This is a genomic window from Nocardia sp., from assembly GCF_025465275.1.
Lineage (GTDB): Bacteria > Actinomycetota > Actinomycetes > Mycobacteriales > Mycobacteriaceae > Nocardia.
Genome location: NZ_JAODNK010000004.1, coordinates 32724 through 49396, shown reverse-complemented (window position 1 = coordinate 49396; position 16673 = coordinate 32724). Strand labels below are relative to the sequence as shown.

15 protein-coding genes are annotated in these 16673 nt (G+C 66.4%); 7 read left to right on the top strand and 8 right to left on the bottom strand.

Annotated elements, in window-relative coordinates:
- Positions 1-865: multicopper oxidase domain-containing protein (locus JWN03_RS01365; RefSeq protein ID WP_297608412.1), on the bottom strand; the 865-nt coding region annotated here is incomplete at its 3' end.
- Between the two features lie 252 nt (positions 866-1117).
- Between JWN03_RS01365 and JWN03_RS01360 the strand changes: the two genes are divergently transcribed.
- Positions 1118-1726 (top strand): TetR/AcrR family transcriptional regulator, encoded by a 609-nt coding sequence (locus JWN03_RS01360; protein ID WP_297608409.1) that lies wholly within the window; start codon positions 1118-1120, stop codon positions 1724-1726.
- A gap of 70 nt (positions 1727-1796) precedes the next feature.
- Here JWN03_RS01360 and JWN03_RS01355 read toward each other — a convergent pair whose 3' ends face one another.
- The 4 genes from JWN03_RS01355 to JWN03_RS01340 form a co-directional block, all read right to left on the bottom strand.
- Positions 1797-3401, bottom strand: a complete 1605-nt coding sequence (locus tag JWN03_RS01355; protein ID WP_297608406.1) for a bifunctional 3-(3-hydroxy-phenyl)propionate/3-hydroxycinnamic acid hydroxylase — start codon at positions 3399-3401, stop codon at positions 1797-1799.
- Entirely contained in the window at positions 3398-3766 is a 369-nt protein-coding gene (locus JWN03_RS01350) for a DoxX family protein (RefSeq protein WP_297608403.1), read from the bottom strand. The genes JWN03_RS01355 and JWN03_RS01350 overlap by 4 nt, the downstream gene beginning before the upstream one ends.
- A 140-nt stretch (positions 3767-3906) precedes the next feature.
- The gene (locus tag JWN03_RS01345; protein WP_297608400.1) at positions 3907-4089 is read right to left on the bottom strand and encodes a hypothetical protein; all 183 of its coding nucleotides are present in this window, start codon (positions 4087-4089) and stop codon (positions 3907-3909) included.
- A gap of 100 nt (positions 4090-4189) precedes the next feature.
- Positions 4190-5959, bottom strand: a complete 1770-nt coding sequence (locus JWN03_RS01340; RefSeq protein WP_297608396.1) for an FAD-dependent monooxygenase — start codon at positions 5957-5959, stop codon at positions 4190-4192.
- A 235-nt stretch (positions 5960-6194) separates the two neighbouring features.
- On the opposite strand from JWN03_RS01340, the gene JWN03_RS01335 reads away from it, so the two are divergent.
- From JWN03_RS01335 to JWN03_RS01315, 5 genes are read left to right on the top strand one after another with little or no spacing between them, the layout of a single operon-like run.
- Entirely contained in the window at positions 6195-7328 is a 1134-nt protein-coding gene (locus JWN03_RS01335) for a VOC family protein (protein WP_297608394.1), read from the top strand.
- On the top strand, positions 7325-8266 hold the full coding sequence (locus JWN03_RS01330; RefSeq protein WP_297608391.1) for a fumarylacetoacetate hydrolase family protein: 942 nt from the start codon (positions 7325-7327) through the stop codon (positions 8264-8266). Before JWN03_RS01335 ends, JWN03_RS01330 begins: the two co-directional genes overlap by 4 nt.
- A complete protein-coding gene (locus JWN03_RS01325) occupies positions 8263-10188 on the top strand; it encodes an acyl-CoA synthetase (RefSeq protein ID WP_297608388.1) in 1926 nt (641 codons plus the stop codon). The genes JWN03_RS01330 and JWN03_RS01325 overlap by 4 nt, the downstream gene beginning before the upstream one ends.
- A 54-nt stretch (positions 10189-10242) precedes the next feature.
- Positions 10243-11472 carry an acyl-CoA dehydrogenase family protein gene (locus JWN03_RS01320; RefSeq protein WP_297608385.1) on the top strand — a complete coding sequence of 410 codons (1230 nt, stop codon included), beginning with the start codon at positions 10243-10245 and terminating at the stop codon, positions 11470-11472.
- Between the two features lie 13 nt (positions 11473-11485).
- On the top strand, positions 11486-12508 hold the full coding sequence (locus JWN03_RS01315) for a phosphotransferase family protein (protein ID WP_297608382.1): 1023 nt from the start codon (positions 11486-11488) through the stop codon (positions 12506-12508).
- A gap of 36 nt (positions 12509-12544) precedes the next feature.
- Here JWN03_RS01315 and JWN03_RS01310 read toward each other — a convergent pair whose 3' ends face one another.
- Entirely contained in the window at positions 12545-13141 is a 597-nt protein-coding gene (locus JWN03_RS01310; RefSeq protein ID WP_297608379.1) for a TetR/AcrR family transcriptional regulator, read from the bottom strand.
- A gap of 146 nt (positions 13142-13287) precedes the next feature.
- On the opposite strand from JWN03_RS01310, the gene JWN03_RS01305 reads away from it, so the two are divergent.
- Positions 13288-13821, top strand: a complete 534-nt coding sequence (locus JWN03_RS01305; protein WP_297608377.1) for a pyridoxamine 5'-phosphate oxidase family protein — start codon at positions 13288-13290, stop codon at positions 13819-13821.
- Positions 13822-13884: 63 nt separating this feature from the next.
- On the opposite strand, the gene JWN03_RS01300 is transcribed toward JWN03_RS01305, so the two are convergent.
- Together JWN03_RS01300 and JWN03_RS01295 are read right to left on the bottom strand one after the other, a co-directional pair.
- Positions 13885-15135, bottom strand: coding sequence for a cytochrome P450 (locus tag JWN03_RS01300; RefSeq protein ID WP_297608374.1), 1251 nt, complete (start codon positions 15133-15135; stop codon positions 13885-13887).
- Complete coding sequence (locus JWN03_RS01295) at positions 15132-16589, bottom strand: aldehyde dehydrogenase (protein WP_297608372.1); 1458 nt, start codon at positions 16587-16589, stop codon at positions 15132-15134. The genes JWN03_RS01300 and JWN03_RS01295 overlap by 4 nt, the downstream gene beginning before the upstream one ends.
- Between the last annotated feature and the right edge of the window lie 84 nt (positions 16590-16673).

The following is a 16673-nucleotide window of genomic DNA, read 5'->3' as shown; positions in this document are numbered from 1 at the left end:
CGTTCGCGCGGGGGTGGACCGTGCCGTTGACGGTGATCAGGTCGCCGAGCATGCCGCCTTCCCAGCGGCCGTCCTGAATCCAGCGCACGGTGTGGAAGCGCAGTGAGCCGTCGTCGTTGAAGCGGCGGTCGGTGATGACCAGCGGCATTTCGAAGTCGCCGCTCGGGAGTCCGAGTGTGTTGGCCGCGGTGCCGGTGTCGTACCCGTCGCGCAGGAAGTACATGCCGGCCAGTCCGGCGACGACATTGAGGCGGGTGATGCCCATCGCGTGGTCGTGGTACCAGAGGTTGGCGGCGTCCTGCCGGTGATGGTGGCGGTAGACCTTGGACTCGCCGGGGCGGAAGGTGTCTTCGGGGTGACCGTCCATGTCCGGTGGGGTGACCGCGCCGTGCAGGTGCACGGCGACGCGCGGGGCAGTGCGGTCCTGGTCGGTGGTGCCGTCGAGTTTGGTGTCGACGTCGCCTGCGAACAAGTGGCTGCCCAGGGAGTTGGTGAAGGTCAGCTCGATCGGCTGGTCGACGTGCGCTTCGATGGTCGGTCCGAGGTAGGGGGCGCCGCCGTAGGACCACGTCGGCGCGACACCGAGATCGCGGTGGAAGCGGTGGCTGCTGGTGCCCACAGCCAGGGTCCGGTCACCCCGGACGATCGAGGGAATCGGCAGATCGTCGACGAACGGCTCCACCCTCGGCGACGGCGGAGCGATCACGTCCACTACCGGATCCGGCTGTGCGACAAGCGGATCCGCCTCGCTCACCGCCGCACGGGCCGCAAGCCATCCGCCGGTCGCCGCCGCGGCCGCCGCTGACAGAAACCGTCGCCGCCCCAGCGTGTGGGCACCGGGAGCGTCGGGTCGGGCGGCGGCCATGAGTGTGCTCCTCGACGTTAGCGGGTGGATTTCGACAGAACTGTATGACATTGGACAACCCTGATCAGTTCGCGATTCAGCGTGTCGTCCGTGTTGACCGGCCGTGTCGTTTCGCCCGAAACGGAACTCTCCTGCACGTGACTCTGACGGCTCAGTGATTTCTGTCTCAGGTTGAACAACTGTGGTCAATTTAGGACATGATCGACTACTGTCGATTGGGGCTAGCGTCAGGACATCGGTGAGGAACCACGTATGAGATCAACAGATAAACGTGTCGTCGCGGCGGCGATCAAGCTGCTTGGCGAGAAGGGCACGCTGGATCTCACGATGAGCGAGCTGGCGGCCGAGGCGCAGGTGGCGCGGGGCACGCTGTATCGCAATATCGAGTCCATAGAACGGCTCTACGAGGATGTCGTGCAGGAGCTGACCACCGAGCTGCACCTGCGAATCGCCGTGGCCCTGGACAATCACGGCGACGACGATCCGGCCGCCCGCTTGGCCGTCGCGCTGCGCATGTTCGTGCGGATGGCCCACGAGAATCCGTCGATGGGCAAGTTCATCGTGCGCTTCGGTCTCACCGACGAGGCGCTGCGCGGCATCCTGTCCGGCCCGCCGATGAAGGACGTCGCCGCAGGGAAGGCCGCTCACCGGTATGTCCTGGAGGGGGTGCCCGACGTGTCGGTCGCCTCGCTGATGATCGGCGTGGCGGTCAGCGCCATCTGGATGGTTCTGGAAGGCCATCAGGGCTGGCGCGAAGCCGGATCCTCCGCAGCCGAACTGCAATTGCGTGCGCTCGGAGTAGATCCGGAGCAGGCACGCCGGATCGCTACCGCGGAGCTGCCGCCGTTGCCGGAAAATTGATGCCCCTGCCCGGGCGGGAATGAGCGTGCCGCAACGGCGGCTCCACCGGATTCGGTCCCGCCCGGTTCCGCTACCGCGCGGTGGCGCGCAGGTCGCCGTGGGTGGTGCTGTGGTGGCTGTCGATCGCGGACAGCAGGCGCGCACACAGATCATCGGGGTTATTGCCGGCGTCGAAGATGTAGTGGTCCGGGCGTATCAGCACCGCTGACGCCCGGCTCTTGGCGAACCAGCGCTGCAGTACTCCTTCGGGGGAATCGACGTCGCGTCCGATGACCCGGATTCGGCCCGAAAGACGATCGCTGAACGCGTCGACGGCCGGTCCCCGCGGCGGTGATGTCGCCAGCAGCAGGAAGTCGTTGCCGGCGACGTGATCGAGGGTGCTCACACCATCAGGGGTGCGCACATCGGGTGAAATCATCAGTGACCCAGAGGTTTTGTGCCTGCCGCCGATCAAACCCTGCCGATACGGCTTCTTGCGCACTTCCATACGGGCGCGGGCGCGGACGACGTATTTGCTGTGCCGCCCGGCGAACATCACCATGGACCGCAGCGCCACATTGATCGGGCGGTTCGAGGTGATGAGTTTTCCGGTTGCCACCGAAGCCTTGATCACCGTCGCGCAGTTCTTCCAGCGCTCCTGCTCATAGGTGTCGAGTAGCTTCTCGGGAGCGCGGCCGTGCAATACGAGATCGAGCTTGAACGCGAGGTTCACGGCATCGCGCAGACCCATATTGAGCCCTTGGCCGGCGAACGGCGGGGTCTGATGCGCGGCGTCTCCGGCGAGGAGCAGTCTGTCCTGCCGCCAGCGTTGCGGCATGCTCGCGTACCAGGTGTACGGCGACACCCTCACGATGTCGATCTTGGACAGCTCGAGATATTCGGCAATGTGTTCGCGCGCATCCGCGGTCCAGTCGGTCTTCCCCGGAACCGGCGTGACCTGGAAGTCGAATCGCAGATGCTGTCGACATCCTTTCGCGAAGATCGCCGCGCCGTCGGGACGGCACATGAATTCCGATCCGCTGGGCACAGAGTGGAAGTAGTCCGTGTCGCGGGCGCGGGCGTCTACGACGACCCAGGACTGGGAGAACCCGAAGTCGGTGCGCGCCACTCCCATTGCACGCCGGACCGTGCTGGCCGCTCCGTCGCAACCGATGATGTAGCGCGCGCTGAATTCGGCCGACTGCCCGGTAGTGGTGTCGGTGGCGGCTACTTGTGCGGTCTCGGGGCCGGTGACCACGTGGTCGACGTCGTAGCCGAAGTAGGTGTGCACCGCGGGATCGTCGATGAACTGCTCGCGCAACAGGGTCTCGAGGGTCGGTTGGTGGAACATCCATCCGAGGGAAACGCCGACATCCTGCAGATGCACATTCAGTAGCGGTTTGTGCTGCTTGTCGGCGATGCGATGGTTTTCGAAAAGCGCTATGTCCTGCGGCACCATCGCGTCGCGGACGCCGAGATCGCGGATGATGCGGTCGCTCTCATCGTCGAGGAGCATCGCGCGTGGCGCATCGAACACCGTCTGCTGACGGTCGAAGACAGCGATACGGTGCCCTTTGACCCGCAGCAGATTGGCCAGCGTCGCACCGGTCGGGCCGCATCCGACGATGATCACGTCATAGTGCAGGCGGTCCTGACCGGAACGGGCGGCCGGTGGTGTGGGTAGGTCCAGGTTCACGAGGTCACCGCATCCGACAGGTCGGAGTATCCGTACAGGGCCAATGCTGCGCAGAGCCCCACCAGCACCGACACCCCGATCGCCTTCCACAGTTCGCGGCGGGGATAGCTGATGATGGCTGCGCCGAGCATGACCAGGGTGAGGACCGCCGCAGCGGGCGTGACCAGCCACCGCACCCAGATCCCCACGAAAAGAGCTGGACCGCAGACGATTTCGGCGGCCGCGGACAGGTAGGCCGTCGAGTAGGGAAGCCGCATCTGCTGGAAGTCCTCGACCATGTGCGGGTGCCGCGCCAGCTTGAAGCTCGCGGTGGCGGTGTAGAGCACGCCGAGAAGGGACTGGAATACGATCGCCGTCACTGTCATCGCTGCACCTTTCCGGCAGTCGTGGCCCGCGAGGAGGGAGGCCCCTCGGGGAGATAGGGCGTGCTGGCGGACTTGATCATGTTGAAGCTCTCCTTTGAGGGGCGGTTGGTTGCTGATGGCGGCGAGCCCGCCGGCTGACGTCACAGTTGCTGGTCGTACCACTGGTCCGGGATGGTCCAATCCCACTCGGCCTCGCCGTGTAGCCGGTGGTAGAGCGCGTATTCGCGGTAGATGTCGAGGGATCCGGTCGCGCCGGCTCCGATAAGTACCAATGCCGCCGTGAAGTGTTGCCAGACAGCGGCTCTGGAGAATGGTCGCCGCATCCGGCTCCTTCTGGCGAGAGTTTCGACCGGCTCGCCGCGCGGGCCGTGGGACGCATACGTACGTCCTCGAGGCGCCGGGCCGGCAGGCCGAAGGCGGGGATCAGTCGGTGACGGTGGCGAGCCCGCATATGCGGTCGATCAGCCGGGCAGGAGCTTCGGGCACGCTGTTACCTCGCCAGGCCACATGGTGGTCGGGGCGAATCAGTACCAGATCGCGTTCGTATCGCCGCCGGGCGGTCACGTCACGGACGTCGACGACGGTAAGGGGCACGCCTTGTTGCTGGGCGGCATCGGTGAGTGCGGTGACGTCGGTGTCAGTGAAGCGCAACAGGGTGAATTCCGGGCCGAGCAGGTCGAACAGGGCACGCCCGTCGTCGAGGTAAACGCTCGGCGGCCGTGAGCCGGGCCAGGTGGTCGGTGTGTACGACTCGACGCGCAGGGGCGGTTCCGCACCGCTGTCCGGCCACACGATGGGGGAGTCGCTGTAGCGGTACCCCATTTCGATGCCCAGCGCTTCGTTCTCCAGATTGCCCAGGTCGGCGATCTCGCGTCCGAAGGCGCTGCGGCTGCGTTCGCCGTACCAGCGGTCGCTGTGGACAGTGGTGGGAAAGGCGGTCTTGATCGCCGCCCGGACCGCGCTGTGGCGCAGGGCTGCGGTGCGATTGCGCAGTGCGACGGCGCGGTGTTCGGTTTCGTAGGCCCGCAGCAAACCCGTTCCGCCCCAACCGTTTATGAGGGCGGACAGGGCCCAGCCGAGCCCGACGGCGTCACCGACGCCGGTGTTCATGCCATAGCCCCCGGTCGGGGGGACCTGGTGAACCGCGTCGCCGGCCAGCCAGACGCGCCCACGTCCGTAGCTTCGTGCCACGGCCGATCGGGGAGTCCAGGCGTTGGCGAGCAGGATCTGGCAGTCGAACCGCCGGCCGAGGCGCTGGTAGAGAAATTCGCGAGGATCGATCTTATCGGCGTTCTCTCCGACGGTCAACGGCGCGTGCATGGTCATGCAGTCGTCGTCATTCTGGGAGATCACCGTCCACCCGTCGGGGGACTGTATGTGCCACGCCGGTCCGAAGCGTTCGAACAACGCCTGGTCGGTGGTGGTGAAGTGGACCATGTAGAAGCGTCCGTCGACCAGCTTTTCGCCGCGGGTGACGTAGGACTTCACCACCGACCGCGCTACGCGGCGAATACCGACCTCCCGCACGATTTCTCGTCGAAGGTCGGCCGAATCCAACGCGATGCCCAGCTCTTGGCGAACGGCACTGCTCGCGCCGTCGCATCCGGCGAGGTAGTTGGCGTGAATTGTGCGTTGCCCACCGGTGCGCGTGCATCGCAGCTGCGCCCGGACGCCGGTCTCATCCTGGGTGAACGACTCCAAAGTCCACCCGAAGCGCACCTGTACATGCTCGGCACGCGTGTCGAGCAACTCCTTGAGAGTGGGCTCGAGAACGACCTGCGAGACCCGCATCGGCGGTTCCAAGGGCATCGTGCCGTCGGTGCACGACCTGATTTCGGCTTGCCGCGCGTTGACGCTGGGGTAGGCGAACCGTGCCAGCTCTCGGCCGCCGAGCTCGGTCACCCAGCTCACGACCGTGGGGTTCTCCGGAGGGATCGCCATTTTCCGCAGGTCCGCTGCGACGCCGAGACGCCGGTAGAGCTCCATGCTGCGTCCGTTGGTGATGTCCATCTTCGGGTGCCGGGTGGTAGTCGGGTTGCGCTCGATCAGCAGTGCCCGAACTCCGTGATGTTCCAGCTCTAGTGCCAGGGTCAATCCGACCGGTCCGGCACCGGCGATCAGGACGGGAAAATGCTCGACCGAATCGGGGTCCGGCCGGGAGGTGCTGGTGGCCTGGTGGATCTTGCGGGGCATTCGTACGTCCTTGTGTTCAGGGCAATCCGGCATCGCCGTATCTGTGGTGCCGACCACACCAGCGACTGAACACTATTGTTCAACTTCTGTCAATTACTGTCCTTGAAGTCCAATATTGACCTAATGTGAACAGATGTGTACCGTCGGGACAGCGGGACCGCAGCACCGGCATTCACGCCGGCCTATGCGCAAAGCCCCTGGCGCTGAACATGATTGACAACAAGGGAGTGGTCGAATGGTCGACCAGCATGATCCGCACAGCGGACTTCACAGCGAGCACGGTGCGTTATCGGGCGAGCACCCCGGCCGCGCGGCCGATCCGATCGTGAAAGTTCACGACCTGGCCTGGCTGGAGTTCGAGAAACCCGATCTCGACCGGGCCGCGCAATTCGCCGATGATTTCGGCTTCACCGTCAGCCTGCGCACTGCCGACGAGCTCCATCTGCGCGGCACAGGCGCGGGGTCACCGTGCGTGCTGATTCGGCGGGGCGCACGCTCACGGTTCATCGGACCGGCGTTCCAGGCCGCCGATACCGCGGATCTGGTCCGGCTCGCCGATGTCACCGGGCAGAACCTGACGGCGCTACCGGAGACTCTCGGCGGTTTCACCGTCGACTTGACCGACCCCAACGGTTTGCGGGTGCGCGTTGTCGGTGACACCCATCCATTGCCGGAACTGCCCGTGCAGCCGCCGCTGACCATCAACGCCGGTGACGGCCTGCTGCGCATCAACTCCACCCAGCGGCCACCCCGCGAACCTGCGCGTGTACAGCGTCTTGGGCACGTGGTCCTGCAGAGCACGAAGTATCGGCAGACGCTGGACTGGTTTCTGAAGCATTTGGGGTTGATCGTCAGCGATTTCCAGTACTTCGCCGATCAACGCGAACGCGGGCCGGCCATGAGCTTCATCCGATGCGACCGGGGGACGACACCCACGGACCACCACACGCTCGCGCTCACCCTTGGCCCGACAAATCGGTACGTGCACTCGGCCTACCAGGTCTCCGATCTCGACGCCCTGGCCGCCGGTGGCGAGTACCTGCACGATCGCGGATATCACCGATCCTGGGGCATCGGCCGCCACATCCTGGGCAGTCAGATCTTCGACTACTGGAGGGACCCCGACGGTTTCATGGTCGAGCACTTCAGTGACGGGGACATGTTCGATTGCACTCTAGAACCGGGATGGTCACCGATGACAGTGTCCGGCCTGTACCAGTGGGGGCCGCCCACGACCAAGGACTTCCTCGGGCTGGCACCGAGCCGGGAATCGGTTCGTGAGCTGCGCGGCATGATCGGCGCCCTGCGCGAGGACAACGAATTCGACCTCCGCCGCCTCCGCAGCCTACTGAAAGTGGCCAAAACATGAGCATCTGCCTTTTGCGCACTGCCGACTCCTGGTGGGTGCAGACCTCCTCGACCACCGCGGTCCGGGTCGACACCACCGCGACCACGACCGCTGAGATCCTGGCCGACCGCGCGGCGATCCACGCGGCCGCGACCGGTGCGGACATCGCACTCGTCGGCGAACTCGCACTGCTGTCGCCGGTGACGGCTCCGTGCCGGGTGATCGCGCAGATGACGAATTACGCCTCGCACGTTCGTGAATCGGGCGGGAACCCCGACCAGGTGCCACTGACCTTCTTCCGCAAGTCGTCGGCTTCGATCAGCGGGCCGTACGACGATGTCATCCGGCCGGGTCATGTTCGATTACTGGACTACGAGGCCGAAATCGGTGTCGTGGTCGGGCGCGCGGTGCCGGTCGGCACCGACCTGACCGCTGAGAACTACACCGGGTACCTCGCGGGGTTGGTCGTCACCAATGACGTCTCCGCGCGCGATGTGCAACTGCCGCAGACGCAGTTCTACGAGGCGAAGTCCTACCCGACGTTCACCCCGGCCGGGCCGGCACTGGTGCTGCTGGACGATGACGAGTTCAAGCGGTTCACCGATTTGCGGCTCCGACTATGGGTCAATGGTGAACTGCGCCAGAACATGACCGTTCACGACATCATCTTCCCGCCGTTGCAGGCGTTGCAGTCGCTGACCCGATTCCAGCAGCTCGATGCCGGTGACCTGCTGCTGACCGGGACGCCCGGCGGGACGGCCCTGCGCGCACCGGGCAAGCTCGTGCAACTGCTCGGTTCGCTGCTACCGGCGCCGATGCGCTGGAAGGCGTTCTTCGACAAGCAGGCCAAGAACCCGAAATACCTGCAGGACGGGGACATTGTCGAAGTCGCCGTCGCCACCGATGACGGCGCGATCGATTTGGGGCGCCAGCGAACCGTAGTAAGGACCGCACGATGACCGAGCAGCTGAGCCCGCCCGCTATCGATGACGAGCAGTTGCTGTGGCCGCAAAGCGTGGGCCCGCACGACCTGGCCGACATCGAAACGGTCCCGCTCGACCGCCGCGGGCTGCCGGAGTCGACCTATGCCCTGCTGGTGCGCGCGGCCACCCGGTGGCCCGACCGCACCGCAGTCACCGTGCTGCCCGACGCTGCCCGCTGGCGAGAACCATTGCAGCGCAGCTACTCCCAGCTGCTCGCCGATGTCCATCGTTACGCCAACCTGCTCCATGCCAAGGGCGTCGGCCGCAGCGACGCGGTAGCGCTGATCGGCCCCAATTGCGCCGAACTGATCGGGGCCACGCTCGCCGCCCAACTCGCGGGAATCGCCGCACCCATCAACGGCGCACTCGCCCCGCTGCACATCGGTGAGCTGTTGCGGCGTTCCGGCGCGCGCGTGCTGATCAGCGCGGGCCCGGAGCTGTCGGCCCCGCTCTGGGAAACCACTCGGAGCCTCGCGGCCGCGGGCGCCGTGGACACCATCCTGGTCCTGCGCCCGACCACGCCGACGGACGCCCCGCCCGCCCTGCCGGTCATCGACGGTGTGGACATCGGCTACCTCGACGAGCGCGCCGGCGACCACGATCCGCACACCTTCGCCGGAGTGGCACCCGCCGCGACCGATCTGGCGGCGCTGTTCCACACCGGCGGCACCACCGGTGTGCCGAAACTGGCGGCCCATACCCACGCCAACGAGGTCGCCAACGCGTGGATGCTCGCAGCGAACGAACTGCTGGACCAAGACTCGGTCGTATTCGCCGCACTCCCGCTGTTCCATGTCAACGCGCTCGTGGTCACCCTGCTCTCGCCCCTGTTCAAAGGGCAACCGGTGGTGTGGGCCGGCTCGCTGGGCTACCGCGATCCGGCGCTGTTCGCGGTGTTCTGGAAGATGGTCGAGCGCTATGGCATTGCCGTCATGAGCGCGGTTCCCACCGTGTACGCCGTACTGAGCCAATTTCCGGTCGACGCAGACATCACCTGCCTGCGCTACGCGGCGGTCGGCGCTTCACCACTGCCTCCGGCGGTCGGCGCGGTGTTCCACGCCCACACCGGTGTCACGCTGGTGGAAGGCTATGGCCTCACCGAAGCGACCTGTGCCAGTGCTCGCAGCTTCCCCGAATACCCCCGGCCGGGTGCGGTCGGTCAGCGGATGCCGTATCAGCGCATCAGCGTGGTGTGCGACGGCGACTGGGATGCCGCGGGCCCGGGGGAGATCGGTGAACTGGCGATCAGCGGTCCGACCGTGTTCGCCGGGTATGTCGCCGGCCGCGACGACAACGGCTACCTGCTCGACGGAATGGGCGCTCTGCACGACGGCTGGCTGCGCACCGGCGATCTGGCCCACATCGACGACGAGGGATTCATCCACCTGCACGGCCGCGCCAAGGACCTCATCATTCGGGGCGGCCACAATATCGATCCGGCGCTGATCGAGGATGCGTTGCTCGAGCATCCGGACGTCGTCGCCGCGGGCGCGGTCGGCCGGCCCGATGTCCATGCCGGTGAAGTTCCCGTCGCCTACGTAGCCCTGGCAGCGGGCGCGACAGTGACCGAAACCGAACTCCTGGAATGGGCCGGCCTGCGAGTACCTGAGCGCGCCGCCATTCCGAAAGCTGTGGTGGTGGTGGACGCGTTGCCTGTCACCGATGTCGGCAAACCCTACAAACTCGCCCTGCGCGCCGACGCCACCAGTCGTGAAATCCACACCGCCGTCGACGATCTCGACGGAATCGTCGCGGTGACCACCGAGATCGTCGATGGCACGGTCCGCAGCACCATCGACGTCACCGACGTCACCGCCGCGGATGCGGTCACCCAGCGCCTCGGCCGGTACGCCATCGCGTGGGGACTGCGCATCGGTGCCGAGGGATCGCAGTCCTGACTCTTTCCGCCGGCACCCTGTCCTCGCTACACGATTCTTCTCACGGGAGTACCTATGGACTTCTCGTTGTCCCCCCGCGCGCAGTCCTATCTGGAACAGCTGGACGCATTCATCGACACCCACGTGCACGGTGCACTCGCCGTTTATCACGAGCAACACCGGTCCCTGACCGAGCAAGGCCGTCCGCATGACGTGCCTCCCGTAGTGGAGGAACTCAAAGCGGCCGCCCGCGCCCGCGGACTGTGGAACCTGTTTCTTCCGGACGCCGACGAGCCGGCTCACGGACTGACGGTCCTGGACTACGCCCCGATCGCGGAACGAACCGGCTGGTACCCCGATGTGCTGCCCGAAGTGCTCAACTGCAGCGCCCCCGACAGCGGCAATATCGAACTGCTGCACATGTTCGGATCACCGGAGCAGAAGGCCCAATGGCTCAAACCTCTACTCGCGGGCGATATTCGCAGCGCGTTCGCCATGACCGAACCCGATGTCGCCAGCAGCGACGCGACGAACATCCGAACATCGATCGTGCGCGACGGCGACACCTACGTCATCAACGGCCGTAAATGGTGGATTACCGGGGCTGCGGACCCGCGCTGCCAGGTGCTGGTCGTCATGGGAGTGACCGATTCCGAGGCGGCTGCCCACGCGCAGCAGTCATTCGTCCTGGTCCCGCGGGATACGCCAGGTGTGGAGCTCACCCGCAGCCTCACCGCCTACGGCTACACCCATCAGCCCGGCCACGCCGAGCTGACCTTCCACAATGTGCGGGTCCCGGTCACCAACCTGATCGGTGCACCGGGCAGCGGGTTCGCGCTCGCGCAAGCACGGTTGGGCCCGGGCCGGATTCACCACTGCATGCGTGCGATCGGCATGGCCGAACATGCCCTGGCGTTGATGAGCGGCCGAGCAAAGGAACGCGTCGCCTTCGGCCGTCCCCTGGCGCAACAAGGTGTCGTTCGGCAGTGGGTCGCCGAGGCCCGCATCGCGATCGAGCAGGCGCGTCTGCTCGTGCTGAAGACCGCCTGGCTGATCCAGAACGGGGGACCGGACGCCGCGCGCAGTGAGATCGCCGCGATCAAAGCGAGCGTGCCACGCACGGTCTGCGACGTCATCGATCACGCGATCCAACTCCACGGCGCGGCCGGTGTCGGCCCGGACACCACGCTGGCGGAGTTGTGGGTGCAGGCCCGGACCATGCGGTTGGCCGACGGTCCCGACGAGGTCCACCTGCGGTCGGTGGCGCGGGTGGAATTCAGCCGTCCCGCACGCACTTACGTTTGACAACAGGAGAGAAATGACGACCCACGACACCCAGTCCCCGGTGATCGACACCGACAACGTCACCGAATGGCTGCGCCGGCGCATCCCGGATCTGGGCGACCCCGTCGAATTCGACCTGATCACCGGCGGCCGTTCCAACCTCACCTTCCTCGTTCGCGACCGCACCGCGCGCACCTGGGTGCTGCGGCGGCCGCCGGCCGGGTCGCTGCTTCCCACGGCGCACAATGTCGTGCGAGAGGCGCAGATCCTGACCCACCTGCAGGGAAGTGCTGTCCCGGTACCCGCCGTGATCGGTTCCTGCACGGACCCGACCGTCACCGGATCCGACTTCTACGTCATGGAGTTCATCGACGGGATCGTGCTGGACAGCGCGGCGGCAGCCGCGAAGTTGCCGGCCTCCGTACGCCGTGCGGCCTCCAGCAATATCGTCGACACCCTGACTCGCATCCACGATATCGACTGCGCCGCACCAGGTTTGGATTCCTTCCGCCGCCCGGGTGGCTATGTCGAACGGCAGCTGAAGCGATGGACCCGGCAACTGGCCGCGCTTCCGGAGCAGCGCGCCGCGCTGATCACCGTGCGCGATCTGCTCGAGCAGCACACGCCCCCGGAAAATCAGATCGGACTCGTGCACGGGGATTTTCGCCCCGGCAACCTGATTCTCGACACCGAGGGCAGCGTGCGGGCCGTCCTGGACTGGGAACTGTGCACCGTCGGTGACGTCCTCGCGGATCTGGGTTGGCTGGTGGCCATGTGGTCGCCCGGCGATCTGGTCGGATGGGCTCCCGATCCCGCCGAGGGCTTCGCCACCCCGGACGACATTATCGAGTATTACCACGCTCGGACCGGCCGCGACGTCTCCGGCATCGCCTTCTACCAAGCCTTCGCCCTGTGGCGGATGGCCTGTATTGCCGAAGGTGTGCACGCACGCTTCCGCGCCCAGGCGATGGGCGGGCAGACGATCGACCTCGAGCGGCTCGACACCGCCATCGCCGACATGGCCGAGCGGGCGCGCCTGCTGTTGACCCACCGGTAGCTCGCCGCAGCGAATCACCTTGCGGCCGTCGGGCTTTCAGTCTACAAGGGGGAGGCTGAAAGCCCGCACGACCAGGTCGGCCAAGTGGTCCGCGAGATCGATCCCGAGAGGTTCGCCGGTGGCCTGCATCCGAAAGTGCAGCGGCGCGATCAACAACTCGAGGACGCTGCGGGAATCGGTGCCCTCGGGTACTTCGCCCCGGGCGACGGCACGTTCGACCATCACCCCGGCCAGCTCGAACCGACCGGCCCAGAACTCGTCCCGCGCGGCGACCACGGTGGGGTTGTCGGCGGCCATGGTCAGCGTGTGCATCAGCGCCCGGCCCAGCGGCGCGCGCAGAAACACGATCAACTCGGCCGCGTACGCGGCCAGGTCCTCCCGCAACGATCCCGTATCCGGGATCGGCAGCTCACGGCGGCTGCGATCGAGGAGAGCCTCGACCGCCAGACCTTCCCGCGTGCCCCAGCGCCGATAGATCGAGGTTTCGTGAACGCCCGCCCGCCTGGCGACCTCGCCGACGGTGAAGCCGGCCGGGCCCTGTTCGGCCAGCACGGCCACGGCGGCGTCGAACACCGCCTCACGAACCCGCGCCGAGCGGCCGCCGGGGCGGGGTCGAACGGCGCTCTCATTCATGACATCACCCTAACAATGTGCTACTAATGCAAGTATACTTGCGTTAGTATCGAGGCTCACATACCAGCCGCCGGCCCGGGCGGCGTGACACACCGGGTCCGCCGGTTCGGGCGGCTCCGGGCGGGCGAATCGAAAGGAATCACGAAATGGATAGCGACGCGCGACGAGCGTTCGTTCGGGAGAACAGCTTCTGTGTGTGGGGCTACAACCGGCAGAAGCACGGGCCCGCCATGACCATCGGCTACTACGCGATGGACGGCGGGGACATCTGTTTTCTGACGATGGCCGCGCGAGCGAAGGCCAAGGCGGCGCGGCGCGACCCTCGCGCCTCCGTCTGCGTCATCGACATGGCCAAACCGCCGTCCTACATGCTGCTTTACGGGTCGGTGCAGGTCGAGAGCGACCCCGAGTACGTGCTGCAGATCGGCACCGAAATCGCCCGCATCGAAATGGTGCGCGAGGGAAATCTGGGGCCGGACGAACAGCTGGTCCTCCCCAAGGAGCCCGCACTGGCATGGATCAAGGCGGAAAACCGGGTGGTGCTGCGCTTCACCCCCGAGACCACCTTCTACTCGCCGCCGACTCTCGGAAAGAGCGTGGAGGAGAAGGTCGAGTACCGCGAGTCCCTCGGGGAGGTCGAGGCGGGAAGCATTCGGATCGGTCAGAGCCTGCCCTGGTAACCGCCAGCGGAAAACCATTGGCCGCCTTGATCTTCTACGCCGGCAACCTGGCGTGGTACGGCGTCAGCCTTTCAGCGAGTAGCGGATGGGCAGGTGCTTGAGCCCGCCGACGAAGGTGGTGGCCACCCACTGCGGGGTGCCCGCGAGCTCGATGTCCGTGAGCCGTGGCAGCAGTTCGGCGAACAGGGCGCGGGTCTCCATGCGGGCCAGGGCCGCGCCGAGACAGAAGTGGACGCCGAAGCCGAACGCGAGATGTTTGTTGGGGTCGCGGCCGACATCGAAACGGAACGGGTCGGAGAAGATGTCCTCATCGCGGTTGGCCGACGGGTAGGACAGCAGCACCGAGTCACCTTCTGGGATCGGAACTCCGCCGACCTTGGTGTCGGCGGTGGCGGTGCGCATGAACTGCTTGACCGGGGTGACCCAGCGGATCATCTCGTCCAAGGCGGTCGGCAGCAACGCCGGGTCGTCGCGCAGCCGTGCCAGCTCACCCGGATTCTCGATCAGGGCGTGCAGGCCGCCGGCGATGGTGGAACTGGTGGTGTCGTGGCCGGCGGTGGCGATGATGATGTAGTAGGAGATGGCGTCGAAGTCCGTCAGATGGCCGCCGTCGACGCGCGCGTTGGCGATCGTCGAGGCGAGGTCGCCGGTCGGGTGGGCCCGGCGCGCGGCCGTAAGCTTCTGGAAGTACTCGAAGAAATCCAGCAGCGTCTGCATCCGCTCGTCGGGAGTGGTGCCGCGCTGCAGTTCCGGATCCTCGCCGCCGAACATCTGCTGGGTGAGCCAGAGCATGCGCGGGAAGTCCGATTCGGGCAGCCCGAGCAGTGAGAGGATCACATAGAGCGGGTAGTGGGCGGCGACCTGCTGTACGAAATCGCACTCACCGCCCAGCTCGGCCATCCGGTCCACATAGCCGCGCGCCAGCTCGTTCACCCGTTGCTGCATGGCGTGCATTGCCTTGGGCTTGAACCAGTCGGCGCCGATCGCCCGGATCACGCGATGCTCGGGATCGTCCATATGGACGAGGGTGCGCAACACCAAACCCTCGGCTTCGCTCTGCTGCTGCTGGGCTTCCATTTCGGCAGGTACCAGCATCGGCCGCGGGCCGCTGACGAACAGCCGATTGTTCCGTTCGATCTCCATGACGTCGGCGTGCCGGGTGACGGCCCAGAACGGTCGGTAATCCTCCGGCTCGACACGGTGCACCGGGTCGGTGCGGCGCAGCAGGGTGAGCGCCTCGTGCAGCCTGGTCTCGTCGGCGTAGGCCGCCGGGTCGGTCAGTGTCAGCCCCGCCTCGGTCACGGTCATCGTCATGGGGTGTTCTCCTGCGGGAGATAGATCGATTTGAGCTGCTGGAACGCGGCGAGACCCTCCGGCCCGAGTTCCCGGCCCATACCGCTGGCCTTGACGCCGCCGAACGGTGAGCAGGGGTCGAGGGTGTAGCAGTTGATGCCGATGCTGCCGGTCTCGATGCGTCGCGCGACCTCCATGCCGCGCTCGGGGTCGGCCGTCCAGACGGTGCCGCCGAGCCCGTAGTCGGAGTCGTTCGCGATCGCCACGGCCTGGTCGAGGTCGTCGTAGCCGATGATCGACAGCACCGGGCCGAAGATCTCCTCGCGTGCGATCGTCGCGGAGTTGTCGACATCGGCGAAGATCGTCGGCTCGACATACCAGCCTCGATCGAGGTCCGCGGGCCGGCCTCCGCCGGTGGTGAGCCGGGCACCCTCGGCGCGGCCCTTGGCGATGTAGCCCTCGACGCGGTCCCGCTGCCGACGCGAGACCAGGGGACCGATCTGGGTGGTTTCGTCCAGCGGATCGCCGACGGTCAATGCCGCCGCGAAACCGGTGAGCGTATCGACGACAGTGCGATAGCGGTTGCGCGGCGCGAGAATTCGAGTGCCGAGATAGCAGGTCTGCCCATTGTTGAGCAGCGTCGCCGCGAAGAATTCCTCGAGCAGCGCGGGGAGGTCGGCATCGTCCAGGACGATCGCCGCGGACTTGCCGCCGAGTTCCAGTGTCACCGGCCGGAGCAGCCGGGCGCACTCCTCGGCGATGGTTCGTCCGGTGGCGGTCGATCCGGTGAACGCGACCTTGTCGATGTCCGGATGCCGGACCAGAGCGGTACCGGTCTCCGCCCCGCCCGGCACGATATTGACCACGCCCGGCGGCAGGTCGGCCTCGATGACGGCCTCGGCCAGCAGGTACGCGTCCAGTACGGTCTCCGGCGCCGGCTTGACGACCACGGTGCATCCGGCGGCCAATGCCGGTGCGAGTTTGAAGAAGGTCAGTGCCTGCGGGAAGTTCCACGGCACGATGACGGCGACCACGCCGAACGGTTCGCGCCGCACGACCGTATTGCCGCCCAGCAGTGCCACCCGGGTCTCCTCGGCCGGCGTCTGCCGGGCCAGACCGGCGTAGTAGCGCAAAAGCATTGGGCCCCATACGGTTTCGGTCGCGCGGCCGATGCTGATCGGCATGCCGTTCTGGCTGCTCACCAATTGAGCGAACTGCTCGCCGCGCTTCTCCACCGCCGCCGCCAGCCGTTCCAGCGCCGCCGCGCGCCGGTCCGCACTCCAGCTCGCCCACCCGGTGGGATCGATGAACGCGTGCCGGGCTGCGGCCACGGCGGCGTCGACATCCGCTGCCGAAGCTTCCGGAACGCCGCCCAGCGGCTCCTCGGTGCTCGCCGAGATCACCTCGATCCGGCAGGTGGTTGCCGGCTGCTGCCACCGGCCGCCGATGAACAACGACTCATGGGTGTGTGTCATTGGTCCGCTCCTCACTGAGCGCCGAGCCGGGACTTTCGCACAGCTCTTGATCTTTCAGACGATGATCGTCCGATAATTGATACG

What these genes read in the sequence shown, in the direction of transcription:
- JWN03_RS01345 (WP_297608400.1), bottom strand. Translation starts at nt 4,089, where the DNA reads ATGCGGCGACCATTCTCCAGAGCCGCTGTCTGGCAACACTTCACGGCG.
- JWN03_RS01315 (WP_297608382.1), top strand. Translation starts at nt 11,486, where the DNA reads ATGACGACCCACGACACCCAGTCCCCGGTGATCGACACCGACAACGTC.
- JWN03_RS01300 (WP_297608374.1), bottom strand. Translation starts at nt 15,135, where the DNA reads ATGACGATGACCGTGACCGAGGCGGGGCTGACACTGACCGACCCGGCG.
- JWN03_RS01320 (WP_297608385.1), top strand. Translation starts at nt 10,243, where the DNA reads ATGGACTTCTCGTTGTCCCCCCGCGCGCAGTCCTATCTGGAACAGCTG.
- JWN03_RS01305 (WP_297608377.1), top strand. Translation starts at nt 13,288, where the DNA reads ATGGATAGCGACGCGCGACGAGCGTTCGTTCGGGAGAACAGCTTCTGT.
- JWN03_RS01340 (WP_297608396.1), bottom strand. Translation starts at nt 5,959, where the DNA reads ATGCCCCGCAAGATCCACCAGGCCACCAGCACCTCCCGGCCGGACCCC.
- JWN03_RS01330 (WP_297608391.1), top strand. Translation starts at nt 7,325, where the DNA reads ATGAGCATCTGCCTTTTGCGCACTGCCGACTCCTGGTGGGTGCAGACC.
- JWN03_RS01325 (WP_297608388.1), top strand. Translation starts at nt 8,263, where the DNA reads ATGACCGAGCAGCTGAGCCCGCCCGCTATCGATGACGAGCAGTTGCTG.
- JWN03_RS01295 (WP_297608372.1), bottom strand. Translation starts at nt 16,589, where the DNA reads ATGACACACACCCATGAGTCGTTGTTCATCGGCGGCCGGTGGCAGCAG.
- JWN03_RS01335 (WP_297608394.1), top strand. Translation starts at nt 6,195, where the DNA reads ATGGTCGACCAGCATGATCCGCACAGCGGACTTCACAGCGAGCACGGT.
- JWN03_RS01350 (WP_297608403.1), bottom strand. Translation starts at nt 3,766, where the DNA reads ATGACAGTGACGGCGATCGTATTCCAGTCCCTTCTCGGCGTGCTCTAC.
- JWN03_RS01310 (WP_297608379.1), bottom strand. Translation starts at nt 13,141, where the DNA reads ATGAATGAGAGCGCCGTTCGACCCCGCCCCGGCGGCCGCTCGGCGCGG.
- JWN03_RS01360 (WP_297608409.1), top strand. Translation starts at nt 1,118, where the DNA reads ATGAGATCAACAGATAAACGTGTCGTCGCGGCGGCGATCAAGCTGCTT.